Genomic DNA, 16,836 nt, shown 5'->3' on the forward strand with positions numbered 1-16,836 from the left:
AGTGTGTCGTAATGCAGGGTGAATACTCATGCTGCATCAATAACTTAAATACATGGTGTTAAAACGACGATTTTGCATGTACCCAATCGCGCTTTTTTCGCTAACATAGCACAGCACTTTACCATTGGGCTATTGCTAGCTAAACCTGCTTGCTGGAACCCACTACTAACATTTCACATTTTAAACAATCAAAGACCAATTTTAAGGTGTCATTCCCCATTTCAAGCACCATAGGATCTGCTTTTATATCGGGCACTTCTTTCGGGCACAAATCAAAGCTGTAGCGCAAACAATGCTTCGTGATCATCAGCGGCGCATCCTGGATAACACGGTTCTTTTCGTATGCATCTTCAACCTGGATCACACCGTGTTGCTGATAAAATGATTTTGCTTTCTGATTGGCAACATTCCCGAGATAACTCAAATGCTTCTCAGGGTACACGGCCGTTTTATCTATCGAGCCAACAGGGGGGCGTTGATATGATTGCAGACGAGCCTCAAGTAAAGCCGCAACCGCATCACGACGCAAACCATTCAGCACGGATGCTGGCAAAAAATATTGCTCTACACCGTGTGTCTTTAACTCTAGAAGTTCGAAATCAGTACTTCCTAGCTTGCCAAGTTGCTTATGCAGAGTTTTCCGTGAACGCTCTTTGTCCTGTGCAAATTCTTTGTGTATTGCAAGTTTAACGGTTGCCTGATGTTCATATTCGTCGGAAATGGTCAGTGCAAGCCCATCATCGGCTTCTCGAAGCGCCATGCGCACAGGCAATATACGCTTCGATGAGTCCTTCGCTAGTTCTGACTCAAATGCTTGATCATGATTTCGGTACAATTGCATACCGATTTGTAAATCTTTCGGCAGCTTCGCAACAAACAACTTTTTGCCATCAGCGCGATTAATCCTCAATCCCTGCAATTTGTCATCTGATAGCACTGCAGATGAGTGCTTGGCATCGAAAAAGCAAAAGCCATCGCCGTTGCTAAACTGGTGTTGGCTATCAATAACAAAGTGGTCACGGCCAATTTTACTGACGGTACCAACCGACTCCCCCAAGTATTTAGGCGTTCTGAAATCACTCACATCAGCGCTTCGTTCATTCACGAAGTAATCGGTTTTACCACGATTAAAGCTTTTATCCGGATCGGGCTGAAAGCGATGGACACTACGTCCATGGGAGGATGCGACGAGCTCAGGTCGCTTCTGCATAATGGCATCCAGTTGCTGTCGATAATGAGCGGTTACGTTTTTAACGTAACTTAAGTCCTTAAGGCGGCCCTCAATCTTAAAGGAGCGGACACCGGCATTAATCAAAGCTTCCAAATTCGTAGTCTGATTATTGTCTTTGAGCGACAGTAAGTGCTCATTGGCAGCCAAGACCTCGCCTTCGCGGGTTTTGAGGTTACATGGTAACCGACACATTTGTGAGCACTCACCTCGATTCGCGCTGCGATTAGTAAATGCATGACTAATATAACACTGGCCACTGTAACTGACACACAGAGCACCATGGATGAAAAACTCTAGCTGTAATTGAGTTTTTTCAGCGACTGCTTGAATTTGCGCTAGATTGAGTTCTCTGGCAAGTACAACTTGTGTGAAGCCCACCTGCTGTAAAAAAGCGGCCTTTTCAGGCGTCCGGTTGTCCATTTGCGTACTGGCATGGAGTGCAATAGGCGGGAGATTCAATTGCAATATTCCCATGTCCTGCACAATCAACGCATCTGCACCCGCTTCATATATCTGCCAAATAATCTGCTCAGCTTGCGCTAATTCGATATCCGACAAAATAGTGTTCAACGCCACAAATACCTGAGCATGATATTGATGAGCAAATGCCGCAAGCTCTGCGATATCTTCAATGGCGTTGCCCGCTGCAGCCCTTGCGCCAAATGCTGGCCCGCCAATATAGACGGCATCTGCACCATGCAAAATGGCTTGTTTGCCAAACTCAGCATTTTTTGCCGGTGCCAGCAGCTCAATCCGGTTAGTGGCATGACCGTGAACGAGTGAGCTCGATTGAATAGATTTAGGGTCGAAAATAACAGGCTGGCTCATAAAACAAGGACTCAAGCGACAAAGGGAATCAACACATCAATAGAAGCCTGTTGCATTTAGTCTTAACACTAAAAGCACAAAGACATATTCCGCGTCAGGATTGCTGATTATAGCAAACGCCATCTATAACTTCGATATGGACGAGTGCGCGACGTCAAATAATCAATCACAAACGTCAGCCGTGAACAAAGGCAGCTAGGAATAAGTTAATTTTATTCATGCAAAAAAGGAATAACTGCAAAGCCAACTATTCCTGCGCGCAAATTCCATATCTTGTTTTTATCAATGTTTCATCAAATTCAAAGAGTCTCTACACATCAAAAAAGCTCACCAATCGGATTAGAAATTATAAAGCAAACACTTGTGCATTTGGGATGTAAAGCCGCGGCTTGCTCTCAACAAGGTGATAAAATTCACGCCTATTTTTACAAGAGCAACAAGTTGAGACGACTCAAGTAACCAATGCGTTGCCAATGAAGAGAACGACCTATGTGGAATAGACTGAATAAGTCGATGATGATCTGCCAAATGATGTTTGGCATGTCTTTTTATGGCGTGATGGCGATTTTAACTCGCTTCTTTTTAGAAGATCTAGGCTATTCGGAAGCTGATACCATGATGGTGGTAGGCGCTTTCTCAGCCATTGGACCACTGTTTGCCATTGCCGGTGGATTTATTACCGATAGATTCCTTGGCGCCTATCGCTCACTCACACTCTCTTTTATTTGTTTTGCTAGCGGCTACGCCATGCTGGTGCTCGGCGCTTCGCTGGTCAACGTACCTCTAAGTTTAGCTGGGATCGCTCTGGCCAGCTACGCACGGGGCTTAATGTTCCCATCATATTCTCCACTATTTAAACGAACTTTTGCCACTGAAGAAGCCTTCGAAAATGGCTATGCGGTTAACTATTCAATCAACAATATTGGTGCTTTTATTAGCCAGTATATGTTCCCGCTTGTCGTCTTAGTTATCGGATTTCATGGCAGTTACTTATTGTGTGCCTTAATGGCTGTACTGGCATTGGTCTTGATGCTACTCACTCGCAAGTCACTTATTCATATCAGCCCTGACATTGATAAAAGACCCGTTAGCGCAAAGAATTGGCTGCTATTTGCCGTGAGCTCAGTGGCAATGATTGGCCTAGTGTTCTTTATGTTTTCTAACATGGATATCGGTAAAAATATCGTCTATGCCATCGGGCTTGGTGCGATTGGGTACTTTGTTTCATTGATGATAAAAGCCGAGCGAAAAGAATCACTGCGCATGGGTACCATCTTAATTATGGTTGTATTAACCATTGCCTTTTTTGTCTATTACGGACAAATGATGACCTCTATGACTTTGGTCAGCATCAATACGATGCGCGGAGATCTCTTTGGCATTCTCCCCATTGCACCAGAAGCCTCCATGGCGATGAACCCAATGTGGTGTATGGTCGGCGGCCCCTTACTAGCCTTCGTATTTAGTTCACTCGAAAAGCGAAATATTCACTTTAGTACTGCCACCAAAGTCGGCTTTGCGTTCATTATGACGGCAATAGCATTTGGTATTCTGACCCTTGCGGTCATGACCATTGGTGAAGATGTCATCATTCGTCCAGAAGTATTCTTAGCGATTCATTTCTTTCAGGCTCTAGCAGAGGTTATCGTCGGCAGCATGGTCGTGGCTTTTATTTTGTCAGTCACCCCAAAGCATATTGAAGCCTTCTCTGTGAGTCTGTTTTCCGTAGCCACAGCACTCAGTGGTGTCGTTGGCGCAGTATTCTCTACCTCAATTGCAGTCGAGAAGGGACAAGCAATCACGCAAGACATTGTGCAAAATCTGTATGGGGATTATTTTGGAATGCTTACACTCATGGCTGTGGTTATGGTTGCTGTTGCTTTTGCGGCTTCTAAACTCATTGAAAAAATGCTGGCTGATGACGACGATCCTAGCGAAGGCTGCCAGCAAAAAGATGAATTGACTGAAGTACAAATCTAACCGGTTTTGCACAAAGAATAGGGATCTATATCGCTGATTGAGCAGTGACGCTATTGCAGCACCACGACTTGGTTTACACTGGGCCTTTATGATTTCATAGAGGTCCTTTTTATGTCCACTCGCGTCTACGTACTTGCTCAATTTCGTCCCAAAGCGGGAAAAGAAGCCGAACTTTTCGAAGTGTTGAAAGCACTTGAACCTGATTCGGTACGAGAGCAAGGCTGCATTCAATATATGTTAACACGCCAGATCAGCCATCCTAGCGCCACACAAACTGATTACCCAATTGTTTTTAATGAAATTTGGGCTGACGGTGAAAGCTGGGCTGCCCATGGCAGAAGAAAGCAAATTCAGCACTTTTTTGAATCCCAAGTTGTTGCTGCAGATGGACTTGTAGACGATGCAATTGTAACGGCGTATACAGACGAAGGCTACGACTACGACGCACCGGTATTTGCCTGAACCAATAACAAGCAATAGCTAAAAAACCAATCGCCACAACAACCAATTAAACAGCAGCGACGCTGCTGTTTATGTTTCAGTACGACCCACTTCTATTCCTGCCTTGTATCTTGCATTGCATTTTGCAATCGCACTTTCATTTTTCAATCCGCATTGACCACAAACCCAGTAGGCCGTTGTTATTAAATGGCTTTATTTTTTGGCATGCCCTGTGCAATCTTCGTTGACAAATGGAAACTCTAAACGAGGTGTACTATGAAATACTGGCCAATACTCACTGCCTGCATCGCCTATTCAGGCTCAGTGGTCGCCCAACAGGCTTTTCAAGCGTGCCCAACGCAAGCGTTTATCGTTCAGTCACCCGCCAAATACCCGATTCTCTACGGCGTAAACTTAGGCACTGGTAGCTATGCCACCTTATCTGCCGATATGGGCATTGATAACTCACTGAATGGTGTGGGCTTTAGCTATCAAGACAACTTCCTATACGGCTGGGATTATCAACACCAAACGTTAGGCAAAGCTGGAAGCGATTATCAGTCATTACCCCTGAACATCGAAAAGGATTCCGCCGCAGCTAATGCGGGTAACTTTTACGTTGGTGATGTCGCAATCAACGAAAACACTTGGTATGGCTACCGAAGAGGTAAAGGGCTATTCAAAATTGAACTAGACAATCCAAACCGATTGCAAATGACGCAAGTTAGCGGCAGTGCAGCCTTTGCAACCTACAGCATTACTGATTTCGCCTTCCATCCAAATAATGGCTTACTGTATGCGGTAAGCAATGGCACTACGGGCACCTTACTTGAAATCGACCCAAGTAGCGGACAAGCCACAGAACTCGGTGTTGTACTTGTGTCAACTCAAGGAAAGTTTACTTTTGGTGCTCAGTTTTTTGACCCAGACGGCAACCTTTATGTGAGCAATAATGGTGACGGAAATATTTACCGTATTCATGTTGAGCATGACTCCCCCGTAGGCGAGCTGTTTTCATACGGTCCTTCTTCAAGCACAAATGATGGTGCGCGCTGCGCTTTAGCTGAAGTGCCTGTTGGAAACAATGTTGACTTTGGCGATGCCCCCGATAGCTACGGTACGTTGATTGCGAGCAATGGAGCGCGCCACCAGATCTCGGAGCAACTATACCTAGGTAGTCGAATCGACAATGAAGCTGACGGGTATCCACACCCCCTAAGTGATGACGATAGTCGACCTGACAATGATGAAGATGGTATTCAAATGCCGACGGGGTTAGAAATTGGCGAACAGGCGGTGATGCTGGTCAGTGCTCATGGCACAGGCTACCTCAACGCATGGTTTGATTGGGATCAAAATGGTCACTTTGATAGCGACGAGATTGCAATTTCTGGCCATTCGATTTCAAACGGAACACATACAGTCAATATAGAGATTCCAAGTTGGGCCAAAGCAGGAGAAACCTGGGCTCGATTTCGCCTCAGCAGTATTGCGAACATAAACCCTACCGGGGGGGTCAGTGACGGTGAAGTTGAAGACTATGCGGTGACGCTGACTGAAACCGGCGTTAGCATTAATTATTATCCATCTGCGTCAAGCTATACATCTATTGCCTATGAAGATTTATATCCAGATCAAGGTGATTTCGATATGAATGATGTCGTGATGCATTTAAGAATTGCTGAATATGTAAAAGATGGACAAGTCCGTCGAATTGGCTTTGAGGCGGAATTAGCGGCAATGGGAGCAGCTTATCATAATGGCTTTGCGATTCAGCTACCCAATATTACCAGAGACCGTGTTAAAGAATCTCAGGTCACGCTGTACCAGCAAGGGGTCAGGCAAACAGCACAGCCTTTAGAAGCAGATCAGACTTATGCTGTCCTGATATTTACCGACGATCTTTGGCAACAGGTGAGCACTGCAGATGAGTGTTTATATTTTAGAACCGAGCCGGGCTGTGGCACCCAATATCGAGCAAGCTGGCAAATGACGGTTCCTTTCGTTACACCTATCGACCAAGCAGAGATGCCATCATTCCCGTATGATCCATTTATTTTTGCAACCCCGAATATGGACCATGGCCTAGCAGCCAAAAACATCGCTGGCGGTCACCCAGGTCGAAAACTTGAAATCCACCTCAAAAACAAAATGCCAACGGACCGATTTGAACAGGCCTATTTTGGTCAACGAGACGATGCATCATCACTCAGCCAAGGCCAAACATTTCAGGACCATAATGGGATGAGTTGGGCGATAGAAATCCCGATGACTTGGCAGCACCCGCTAGAGAATCAGCGACTTGATGATGCCTATCGCGACTTCATCCACTTTGCTGCTGATGAATCACAAACAACGGCGACACGTTGGTACTTAAACCCAACATTGGATTACGTATTCAAAGATTAGTCATGCCAACAACTTGAAACTTCTCAAACCTTATAACCATCCAGAATGAAGCGCTTGATACATAGTACGGGCGCCCCATTCTACTCATCCAAATGAAGCGGTTCATATTGACGGAGCTCGGCAGTAGATACTCTCAACACCACAGCTCCAGCCTTTATCAATCGCAATGCAAACCAAGAGGATATTGTTATGATTCCGATACTCAATACACATTCCGCTCCGTTTCAAAGATACGGTTTATTCGTCATTGTGCTATGTCTTATCGGCTGCGGCGGCGGTTCTGGCGATGAAGCCACTGATTCGACAGTCGTCGCTATCACCCAGCCAGAGACAAACACACCAGACACCACAACTCCAGAGACAGACACACCAGAAACTGATGACAATGACGATACAGAAACACAGCCAATCCCAACATCAATCGATGATTTAGTCGTCGCAGCAACCAACGGACTCACGCCATCGTTTGTCCTTAGGGTCGATGTAACATCCGCGCCAGAGCGAGGATACTTCTCACTGTGCAATGCCTACCAACAAACAAGTAGCCAAGCGTATCAAGTGGATTATCAATCTTGTTTGCTGCGCGCTCCGCTAAACCAAGGGGCTCTATACCGGGAGCTACAAGTGGCCAATCATCACCAACAACTGATCGCCGTTATTTGGCGCTATGATGGAAGCGCACCGACGTATCAAACCTGGCAATATGACGACAACACAAGCCGGCAGTCCCTCAATATGAACCTGCAGTAGCTCACGTCATATTTTCCGGAGACGCTCTTGAAATCGCTGCCCTTACACTTATGATTTTGGTTTAAGGGCAACGATGCTGAGCCTTGAATACCTCCATCCCCTCCTTTCATCGGCATTCAATCAAAATAGCCAAAGCACGGTCCCCTTTGAGTCCAAAGTATCTGAAGCGGCTTTAAAAATTCTGAAACGAACCGCTGTTATCCCAAGCGAGCTTTTTGAATAAAACCAAAGAACCGACCAAGGGATTACAAAATTAGACAGTGATAAAACATAGACTTATACTCAATAGTGCACACACAAAAGGAGATGACTTGTGCCAGGAACTGCTCAAGATGAATTTAGCTATTTAGATCACGTGAGTTGCAATACCGAAGTGCATTTGCAGATACTAACCCCAACCAAGCCGATCCGCCTTAGGACGCGTCTCATTGGCGTTGATCCCAAATCAAGCATCATCCTTGCGCTGGGCGGTGATAAAACATGGCTAGCGGCGAAAGACTTTATTCGCGATGGTCAGAGTGTCATTGTGAGGCTCTTCAATAGCGAAGTGCCCGAAGCCAATATTCTTGCCTTTCGTTCGACCATCAATAGTATATTTACAGCAGCCGGACGCTGGCTTGTTTTACGCTACCCTGATGAATTACAGCAAGTGGCACTGCGCCAACATTCGCGGCTTCCCATTAACGTTGCAGCAAAGTTACTAGATAACGAGAACAAGGAGCAAAGTACACAAGGCCACCTGAGTGATATCTCAATTATGGGTGGGGCGTATATTGGCAACCACATCAAGGGTGTTGTGATTGATCAAAAATTCTCGCTCTGTCTTTCACTCGCTGACGATGAAGAGAACAACATCACCATTACAATTAAAAATCAACAACTTATTGACGCAACCAATGAACTCTACCAATATGGGTTTGTACTCGAATGCGAGCAAGGTGAAGCGGATAGTTTCGTGCAAAAAATAATCCTTCAACACCTTAGCCAAGAAGCGAAAACAGCGGAATAACAAGCAATTTAGCGCTCAAAGTCGGTTAGTCGTCCTCTACCTTTTGAATATAAAAACGGGGTGTCGGCTTTCCCCAAATCTGAATTATTTTTCTCGATTTGTCTTTATTCCAAAAGCAGCGGCCAAATAGAATCATTGCAGCCCCTTCCACATCCCGAGCTTCTTTCACTGCAAACTTATGCGCTAAAACATGTTTAAACTGATCGATTGGGATCCCGACATCCTTGCAATCAGCAGGATTCAACCAGCCCATAGCTTGATCGGCATGGGAAATACTGCCCCAATACATACGGGGAGAACCATTTTCTGTCGGCTCTGCATCAGCAAAATTTACAAAGAGGTTTTTGGCACGCCAACGATACTTTTCATCGGTATAGATCCACAAATCCGACTTTTCTAGTGCGCTTCCTCGCATCAAACTATTCAATAACTTTGCTAAGCCCTGCCGACTCACTTTGGTATCAGACTGACTATGTGTGGGAGATTTTTGCTGGTTTATTTGAGCATGCTCTGATTTAACATGGCGTGGGGTTTCGAAGCGCCCCGTATTGTCTTGACCAGGCACAATCGCCGCATTGGTAGCATTCTGATCTACTTGACCATCAGGTATTGGTGCTACATTACGTTGCGATAATTTCACCGCGTGGTCAAAATCAATCATCAATGCATCAGACTCGAGAACAATTTGATTCATCTCCTGTGCATCACGGATGACTTTTAACTGGGACGGGTGAAACTCTTGACACGCATCATCATGATAACGAGAACCAAAACATGCAGCTTTGCCATCAATTGAAGCTTTGCGGTAATAGGCTTTCCCGCCACATTCAGGGCAAAACAAATGCTGGCGCAACGCTTCGACGGCTTGGGGGTCAAGGCTTTGAAACTCCAAAATGGAATAAACACGGTCGGCTTGATCCGTCTGCTTACAAACTGCGTCAAACATCCCCTCTCCTTAGCCTGAGCCAATAGTTTTAACCCTATTCTAGCGCCTAGGTTGCAGGGTAATCATCACAGGAGCATGATCACTACTGTGGCTATCGACTGCGTATTCAGGGCGCAATAAATGACTGTCATGACTATGATAATCGCTAACCTCAAAAATACTTTGATCATAACCCGCATCAAATTCACATGAACACATGATGTAATCAAGCACTGACCCGTTTGCACCATAGTAATGAGTTGGCTGGCGTTGTACCGCTTCAGAGCAGTGATCTGTCGTCTGATATAAGCTAAAACTATCTTTCAAGGCGTATAATGCTAAAACCTTGCTGGACAATTGTTGCACTCGACTATATTGGTGGCTTAACGCCGATAGCACATCGCTATTCATTTCGTCGTTAAAATCCCCAAGTAAAAGAAATGGTCGGCCAGTCATTTGCCGCTGCTGTATAATTTCACTGTAGATAAGGGCGGCCTCAGAACCGCGACGCATACTCGCTCCCCAACGACCGAGCACTTCTTGGTGATAGCGAATACTGGCTTCCTCGCCGCTCAATAAGCTTTTGTTTTGTTGCAATGCACTGTGCGTATCAAGTTGAGGCCTTTTGGACTTAAAGTGCACAACATAACAGTCAACCTCTCCAACAATTGGCAGGCTCACGGTTGCACAAAGAGGAGCGCGCGAATAATCAAAATCAGGGTGTAATCCGAGTAATTCAACGTGTGATGGCTCGGCTTGAAGGCATTTCGAAGCAACGATTGGAAAACGACTGGCAATCGCGACAACCGGTTTTCGATAGATAAACTCATCCTCTACTTCCGGCTCATCTAGCACAGAAAAATAGGAATAACCCTGCGCTAGACATAATGCCTGAAGCGACTTAGAGGAAAAAACCTCTTGAAAACCAATCATATCAGGTTGATACAAGTTAAGATAATTTGCAATCCAAGCTTGTTTCTTTAGCCATTGCTCTTGGCTATAAATATTCTGAAAGTCGTAATAAGCACCTGGCGGTTCAAGATAATTAAACAAATTCAAAGTGGCGATTTTTATTGCACCCGTCGTAACTAATTCAAACGATGTCAATTGCTTTCCCTAATGGTTCAATCCTCTACGGCCACAAGCTTAACACAAGCACTTTGGTTGAAAATGACGGTGCGCCTGAAATATCACGTTCATTTCAAGCGCTGAATAATTTGGTCTGCAACTCGAAAAGCGTTGGCATAAATGGTCATTGTCGGCGTCACACTGCCACCATTTGGCATAAAGCTTCCATCACTCACATAGAGATTATCGACATCATGGACTTTGCAATTTTTATCCAGAACAGAAGACTTTGGATCTAAACCAAAACGACACCCACCCGCAACAAGATTCGACGTGGGCGACGTAAAGACATTTCCCCAAGCCTCATCGGCTCCCATCGCTCTCATCACTTCAACACCTTTATCTACAAGATATTGAGCAACTTTTATGTCATGGGGATGGAAGCCCGCTTTAACCTTGGCGATAGGTTGCTGCCACTTATCTAGTTCGTTTTCAGCCAAAGAAACATAGCAATCATCATTGGGTAGCCAGTCACAAAATACTTCAAACTTGAAGTCCTTCGACTGCGTAAAGTGCGACTTAATGCGTTGCTTCAGTTTACTGCCCCAGAGCAAGTTACCATCCTGCCACTTTAGACTATTGGCCTCTGAAGTCGGTGATGGAGGATCAAACACAAAATCCAGCGTTCCCCCTTTAATCGGTTGTTCAGCGATGCGTTTATCGTTTATTTCATACCAATCCTGTAGAGCTCGATTAAAAAAAGGCCCACGCATTTTTAACTGCTGCGCCTCACCAGGAGTCAATTTGTCGAGCTTAAACACACCATGACCAGTGCCTCCCGCACAGCAATGAAGGTTTTTTCCTACCTGATCATGCTGATTACCAATGCCTTTGGGGTGCTTTTGACTGGTCGATGCCAGTAACAACCTTGCACTTTCGATAGCATAGCAAGCAACGACAAAGACCTTCGCTGTAATCTGCTGAGGCTTCCCCTCATCATCAAAATATGCAGCGCTCGTGACATTGCCCTGATCATTGGTGTTCAGTCGATAGACTTTGGCTTGTGTTATCACTTGGCATTGACCGTTTTTTACCGCGAGATCAAGCAGTGCCGCTCGGGCGCTAGCTTTAGCCCCGGAATGGCAACCGTAACTACCGCAATAGCCCGAGTACTCGCAGCTGCGACGACCATTATGGGGAATGGATAGGATTCCTCTTGCCATAGGCAATGGATGGAAACCGAGTTTGTTACAGGCTTTATCAAAACGGTGGGCGACCGGATGCTCTGCCGTCGGTGGAAATGGGTAATCAGGGGTTGAACGCGGCTCTAAATGTGGATGTGAGACCACTTTGCCAGACACGCCAACTAGTTGCTCCACTTTGGCATAATAGGGTTCAAGTTCGTCATAACTCATTGGCCAATCGACAATATTAGCACCGTCAATCGCACCATAGGTCGAAAGTAATTTAAAATCTTGCGGTTTCAGCCGATGAAAATAGGCACTCATGAAGTTACTTGCGCCGCCAACAATATTGCCTCCCCAAAACTGCGAAGTCGTATCACTAGACCAAGAGCCATCATCATTGGGTTCTTCTAAAACGTGGCGTTCATCCTGAAACTGAGAACGAAAAATACGATGGCGCCCTAAGTTTTCATCTTTGAAAAAGTCCGACTCCTTATGCCATTTACCTTTTTCTAGCACAACCACGCGAAATCCTGCGGCTGCGAGTTCATAGGCGATGGGCGCACCACCCACACCACTGCCAACAATACATACATCAAAATTATGAGTGTTCATAACAACCTTTCAGCAATAGGGTTTACTTCAATATTATTGGAAATCTCGATAGGTCTTCCCGACAACTGGTTGCGGATAACCGGGTTGATGCGCTAGCCATTGCCAACCAATCCCCCCGACATTACCACCATAAACTGGGTCTAAAGTGAGTGCTTCTAACAGATAATACAGCAACATAGACAACCAATTTTCTCCAGCTCGACTGCGGGCAATTTGGTGGAGTAATCTCTCCTGCTCAGTCTTAGTCAGCTGCATAAACCCACCACCATGAGTTTTTTGGGATAAATCTTGTAGCCAAGAAACCCCTTTCACGATAAATTCCTGATCACCTTCAGCTTGGTTTTCTGGATCGGTCAACGCCCAACTTAAATACGCGAACGCATTTAAATCATTGGCGCTGGGGCCATCACCATCATCTGGAAACAAATGCATCTGCACCTGCGTGAGTATGATTTTGGCGTCATCATCAAACTGAACGTTTTGTTCATCTTGGCCAACATTTGATGGCAGATCTGCCGCGACTGCTACCGGCTTTGTTGCCAATAACGAGGCAAAAAGCGTGAACGCCCCAGTTTGCTTTAGAAATGCGCGTCGATTCAAACCACATTGATACGCCCGAACCACTTCAGGCTTGTTAGAAGTCAGCGCCTTCCGACTTTGCGCTCTGGGTTGATGAAGCTTAGATTTCGCACCACTTTTTAACATGAAGTCTGCTCTCCTTCGCATGTTGACACCAACTTTATCGCTGGCTCCTCTGTTTCCGAAAATTGCCATGATGCAACACGAGCACTTAAATCTTTAGGGAGATCATCGCGATGTCGCACAATACCGTGCACATCAATAATAAACTCCGTTGGAGCGCCCCAAACGCCATATCGGTCCGTGACTTTCGCCCCATCATCAAACACGATTTGATAATTTGTTTGAAACCGCTGTTGAAAGGCACGCACTTCTGCCAGCGAATCACTCCAACTGGTATTAATGGCAATGATTTTTAACTTTGAACCAAGTTCCTTCTGCGTTTGCATCACCTGAGGAACCTTGTGAATACAATGACCGCACCAGGTATTCCAAAAAATCAAATAAACAGGCTGTCTTCCAATATAGTCACTCAAAGTTTCTACCGAGCCATCCATCGCAACCAAACGAAAGTGGGGAGCCTTATCTCCGACTGCTAAAGTAGGATCCGCTGCTTGTACAGGCATTGCGCACCAAGCACAAACCATTAACATTATCCATTTGATGTGCTTTAGCAATTGAGTCATTTGCACCATCATGAAACATCTCCTGAGTTAACCTGAATCAGATTCAACTTCCATTATTCAAGCAGACCGCGCCTTTCTATGTTTGTATTCAAACAAACAAATAAAAGTCGCCATGCTTTGATCTAGGACAAATTCCAACTGTTCGAACCGACAAACAGTTGCAACACACCATATACACAAATGGGTACATACAACTTAATATCCAGTGGCTTAGCGGTGCGAACAACCAAAAACAGAGATAACACTTATAGATTCGTTTTGATCTAGACCACAAAATGGAATTTTCCAAAAATTTTTTTTGACGCCAAATTTATGTCACTTTAAACGCACCACAATGAAGCAAGCCTTATGATATATAAGCACTTTCCATAAATCGTTATTCACTAAAAAAGCATATTTATGCCACAATTAACATGAGCAAAGTCGATGAAGGTGTCTGGACGTCCAGAAGTTCTACGTGTTACTCTTTTGTAAACAGGTTGAAAATGGTATCTGTCAACATTAGTCGTATTGATGGGGAGTCAAATGATAGAGTTAAGACATCTGCGGACATTGGTCGCATTAAAAGAGAGTGGCAGCCTAGCTGCGGCTGCAAAAATACGTTTTGTAACCCAGTCAGCTTTGTCTCATCAAATTAAAGAATTAGAGACTCGAATTAACTCAGCCATTTTTATTCGTAAGAGTAAGCCTCTATCCTTCACCGAAGAAGGTACAAGACTACTTAACTTGGCCGAAGAGATATTACCGCGTGTTTTAGAAACGGAATCGGATCTGAAGCAAGGTCGAATTCTGGCGGAAAATAGCCTCAAAGTTGGTTTAGATTGTCATAGCTGCTTGCGTTGGTTAATGCCAGTTGTTGATAAGTTTAAGCAAGCTCACTTAGATTCAGATTTAAATGTTTCTAGCTATCAACTAGCTGATGCTCTAAACGCCATTGAATCAGGTAAGCTCGACATTGTGCTCACTTCGGACCCAATCCCCGGACAAGCTCTTGCCTATCAGCACTTATTTGACTTTGAAATGAAACTCATCGTTGCCAATGATCACCCTCTGGCGAAGCAAGATTATGTATTGCCGCACCAGTTAGAAGGGGAAACTTTATTAAGCTACCCGATTCCATTGGCAAACCAAGCATTCTACCGCCACTTTGTTGAGCCAGCTGGCGTCACCTTAGGACATCACAAAACATACGAGCACAGTAATATCTTGCTACAACGTGTCGCGTGTAATGAAGGTGTGGTTGCTTTACCGACTTGGGCGATTACAGATGCTTACAGCCACAGCGTGAAATCCCTTAAAATTGGCTTAGAAGGGTTGAAGCGACCGCTGTTTGGCGCATATAAGCGTGACATAACCAACGGTCGACTGGTTCAAGACTGGTTCGAATTAGTAACCAAAGCAGGACTGGCTCGTCAGCATCTTTCGTAGTGACAAAGCTCGCCCACAAATCATGATAACGCTAACTCAAAAAGATAGTTAGAACGCTATCGATAAGAATTTAAAAAGCCGCGGATTGGTAACAATCTGCGGCTTTTTCTTCAAAATTATTTGGCGCTTTAACCCATCATCGAATCAACCACTAAAGTGGGTTCAGCAGCAAGCCTCGCTTCGCCAAGACTTTTTTCACAATTAAGCCTGGGCTGACTTCAACGGTTGCCGGCTTTATATTATGGGCGATCATAAACTCTTCTTTTAGTTCTTCATCTAATCCGAGCGACTCAAAAGCTTCAAGCGATAAGGTCTCTTGCTGATTATCAATCAAAGACTTAATAATACTGAGAGGAAAAGAAACATCAGACTCAGCATTGAGGTACGCAAAGGCCGTTAACGTGATCACCTGACCAAATACACTAAACAACGCAAGGGTTTGTACTTCGTCAGCATCAATGTTTACCGACTCCATATGATGCAAGCGGTCAACGGAATCAATTGCAATATTTTCGGTTAACTTCCAATACCCTTGAACAAGTTTCTTGTAGGGTTGTGGCAACTCATCAAGACGCTCTTTCAAATAAAAGGTAAAGGCATAGCGGTAAATATTGACCTGACCAAGACGAATTAGCGCATCTTTCAACGAGCGCGCTTTAGAACTTTGTAAAGCCGGGTTGGTGGCGCTTTTACTGCGCCAAAGTAAGTGCGCTGCAAGCGCAGGATCACTCGCGACAATATCGATGACATTTCGAATATCGCCGTCAGCAATAATCGCCTTTTTTAGCGGAATTAAAATGCCACGTCGTCCAATGACTTGCTCCTCATTGGAGATAATCGCTCTTACTTGAGTAAATACTTGTTGCTCAAGATCTGTCATGGATCATTTTAACCTAATCATGATTACTTAAAAGACTGCTTAACTACCTTGGGATTTATCCATAAAACCGGGGCAAGGGTCAAGTTGATTTAGCTCACAATGCCTACTTTGCGATCAATTATAGAATTAAATTTAGCATACAACCGTGATTCTATGATCCGAGTCCGATTATCGAACATCAATGCAATTCAGCATATATCGTTTCTGCGAGCCTTTGATATCCAGCATCATTCAAATGAATCGAATCGGATTTCAAACCCGGTTGGCGTAGAAGCTCGCTCAGTACCTCTTCTAATAGTGGAATTTGGTACTTTTCAGCCAGCTGTTGATACAAGGGTGCTGGGGTTAGAAACATATTTTTTTGGGGCACAGCGACCAATAAAACCGCAATATCTAACCGCTGTGCGATTGCTATCATTTTTGAAAGGTTATGCTCTGTTTGCTTCAAATCATGATTACGCAAAATATCATTACCGCCTTCAAGCAATATCACCAGTTGTGGCTTACTCTCGACGAGCTGGGACTCAAAACGTCGTAACCCTTCAGCCGTTGTTTCTCCAGAAACGCCAGCGTTAATCACTTCTAAACCGCTCATTTGTGCTAAAACACTGGGATAATCTTTGCCCGTCGATGCTCCCACACCGGCAGTTAAGCTGTCGCCAAACGCTAATATAGTCGCCGGTGCTGTAAGCTTGGGTAAACTTGGTTCTGAGCAACCAATCAGTAATACCAGCAAGAATATTTTTAAAAGCAGTTTTACCACGTGAGCCCCCGAAAATCGCGGCAAGTCATAACAAAGGGTTGCTCTGTACGTTCAAAGCAA

The 16,836-nt window shown here is 44.8% G+C and carries 14 protein-coding genes; 6 read left to right on the forward strand and 8 right to left on the reverse strand.

The features are described 5' to 3' along the window. Positions 1-139: 139 nt before the first annotated feature. A complete protein-coding gene (locus IEY18_RS02780; RefSeq protein WP_188917550.1) occupies positions 140-2,059 on the reverse strand; it encodes a peptidase U32 family protein in 1,920 nt (639 codons plus the stop codon). 489 nt (positions 2,060-2,548) lie between these two features. Here IEY18_RS02780 and IEY18_RS02785 point away from each other — a divergent pair, with 489 nt between their 5' ends. The 5 genes from IEY18_RS02785 (at position 2,549) to IEY18_RS02805 (ending at position 8,648) form a co-directional block, all read left to right on the forward strand. Continuing rightward, the gene (locus IEY18_RS02785) at positions 2,549-4,039 is read left to right on the forward strand and encodes a peptide MFS transporter (RefSeq protein ID WP_188917551.1); all 1,491 of its coding nucleotides are present in this window, start codon (positions 2,549-2,551) and stop codon (positions 4,037-4,039) included. Positions 4,040-4,150: 111 nt separating this feature from the next. Further along, positions 4,151-4,501, forward strand: a complete 351-nt coding sequence (locus IEY18_RS02790; RefSeq protein WP_188917552.1) for a putative quinol monooxygenase — start codon at positions 4,151-4,153, stop codon at positions 4,499-4,501. 255 nt (positions 4,502-4,756) lie between these two features. Next, positions 4,757-6,889, forward strand: a complete 2,133-nt coding sequence (locus tag IEY18_RS02795) for an LruC domain-containing protein (protein ID WP_188917553.1) — start codon at positions 4,757-4,759, stop codon at positions 6,887-6,889. A gap of 189 nt (positions 6,890-7,078) precedes the next feature. Then, the gene (locus IEY18_RS02800) at positions 7,079-7,639 is read left to right on the forward strand and encodes a hypothetical protein (protein WP_188917554.1); all 561 of its coding nucleotides are present in this window, start codon (positions 7,079-7,081) and stop codon (positions 7,637-7,639) included. Between the two features lie 313 nt (positions 7,640-7,952). Further along, positions 7,953-8,648, forward strand: a complete 696-nt coding sequence (locus tag IEY18_RS02805) for a flagellar brake domain-containing protein (protein WP_188917555.1) — start codon at positions 7,953-7,955, stop codon at positions 8,646-8,648. Positions 8,649-8,673: 25 nt separating this feature from the next. Here the strand turns inward: IEY18_RS02805 and IEY18_RS02810 are convergent, their stop codons facing one another. The 5 genes from IEY18_RS02810 to IEY18_RS02830 all read right to left on the reverse strand — a co-directional run bounded on the left by IEY18_RS02810 (position 8,674) and on the right by IEY18_RS02830 (position 13,717). After that, complete coding sequence (locus IEY18_RS02810; protein WP_188917557.1) at positions 8,674-9,594, reverse strand: hypothetical protein; 921 nt, start codon at positions 9,592-9,594, stop codon at positions 8,674-8,676. A gap of 39 nt (positions 9,595-9,633) precedes the next feature. After that, positions 9,634-10,680: an endonuclease/exonuclease/phosphatase family protein gene (locus IEY18_RS02815; RefSeq protein WP_188917558.1), complete on the reverse strand. Its 1,047-nt coding sequence runs from the start codon at positions 10,678-10,680 to the stop codon at positions 9,634-9,636. Between the two features lie 89 nt (positions 10,681-10,769). Next, complete coding sequence (locus IEY18_RS02820) at positions 10,770-12,440, reverse strand: GMC family oxidoreductase (RefSeq protein ID WP_188917560.1); 1,671 nt, start codon at positions 12,438-12,440, stop codon at positions 10,770-10,772. A 33-nt stretch (positions 12,441-12,473) separates the two neighbouring features. Beyond that, positions 12,474-13,145: a gluconate 2-dehydrogenase subunit 3 family protein gene (locus tag IEY18_RS02825; RefSeq protein WP_188917562.1), complete on the reverse strand. Its 672-nt coding sequence runs from the start codon at positions 13,143-13,145 to the stop codon at positions 12,474-12,476. Continuing rightward, entirely contained in the window at positions 13,139-13,717 is a 579-nt protein-coding gene (locus IEY18_RS02830; RefSeq protein ID WP_188917564.1) for a peroxiredoxin family protein, read from the reverse strand. Before IEY18_RS02830 ends, IEY18_RS02825 begins: the two co-directional genes overlap by 7 nt. 513 nt (positions 13,718-14,230) lie before the next feature. On the opposite strand from IEY18_RS02830, the gene IEY18_RS02835 reads away from it, so the two are divergent. Next, positions 14,231-15,133 (forward strand): LysR substrate-binding domain-containing protein, encoded by a 903-nt coding sequence (locus IEY18_RS02835; RefSeq protein WP_188917566.1) that lies wholly within the window; start codon positions 14,231-14,233, stop codon positions 15,131-15,133. Positions 15,134-15,284: 151 nt separating this feature from the next. Here IEY18_RS02835 and IEY18_RS02840 read toward each other — a convergent pair whose 3' ends face one another. Then, positions 15,285-16,013, reverse strand: coding sequence for an HDOD domain-containing protein (locus IEY18_RS02840; protein WP_188917568.1), 729 nt, complete (start codon positions 16,011-16,013; stop codon positions 15,285-15,287). A 178-nt stretch (positions 16,014-16,191) separates the two neighbouring features. Then, complete coding sequence (locus IEY18_RS02845) at positions 16,192-16,776, reverse strand: GDSL-type esterase/lipase family protein (protein ID WP_188917569.1); 585 nt, start codon at positions 16,774-16,776, stop codon at positions 16,192-16,194. Positions 16,777-16,836 lie beyond the last annotated feature (60 nt).

The sequence above is a fragment of the Shewanella gelidii genome (assembly GCF_014647855.1).
GTDB lineage: Bacteria > Pseudomonadota > Gammaproteobacteria > Enterobacterales > Shewanellaceae > Shewanella > Shewanella gelidii.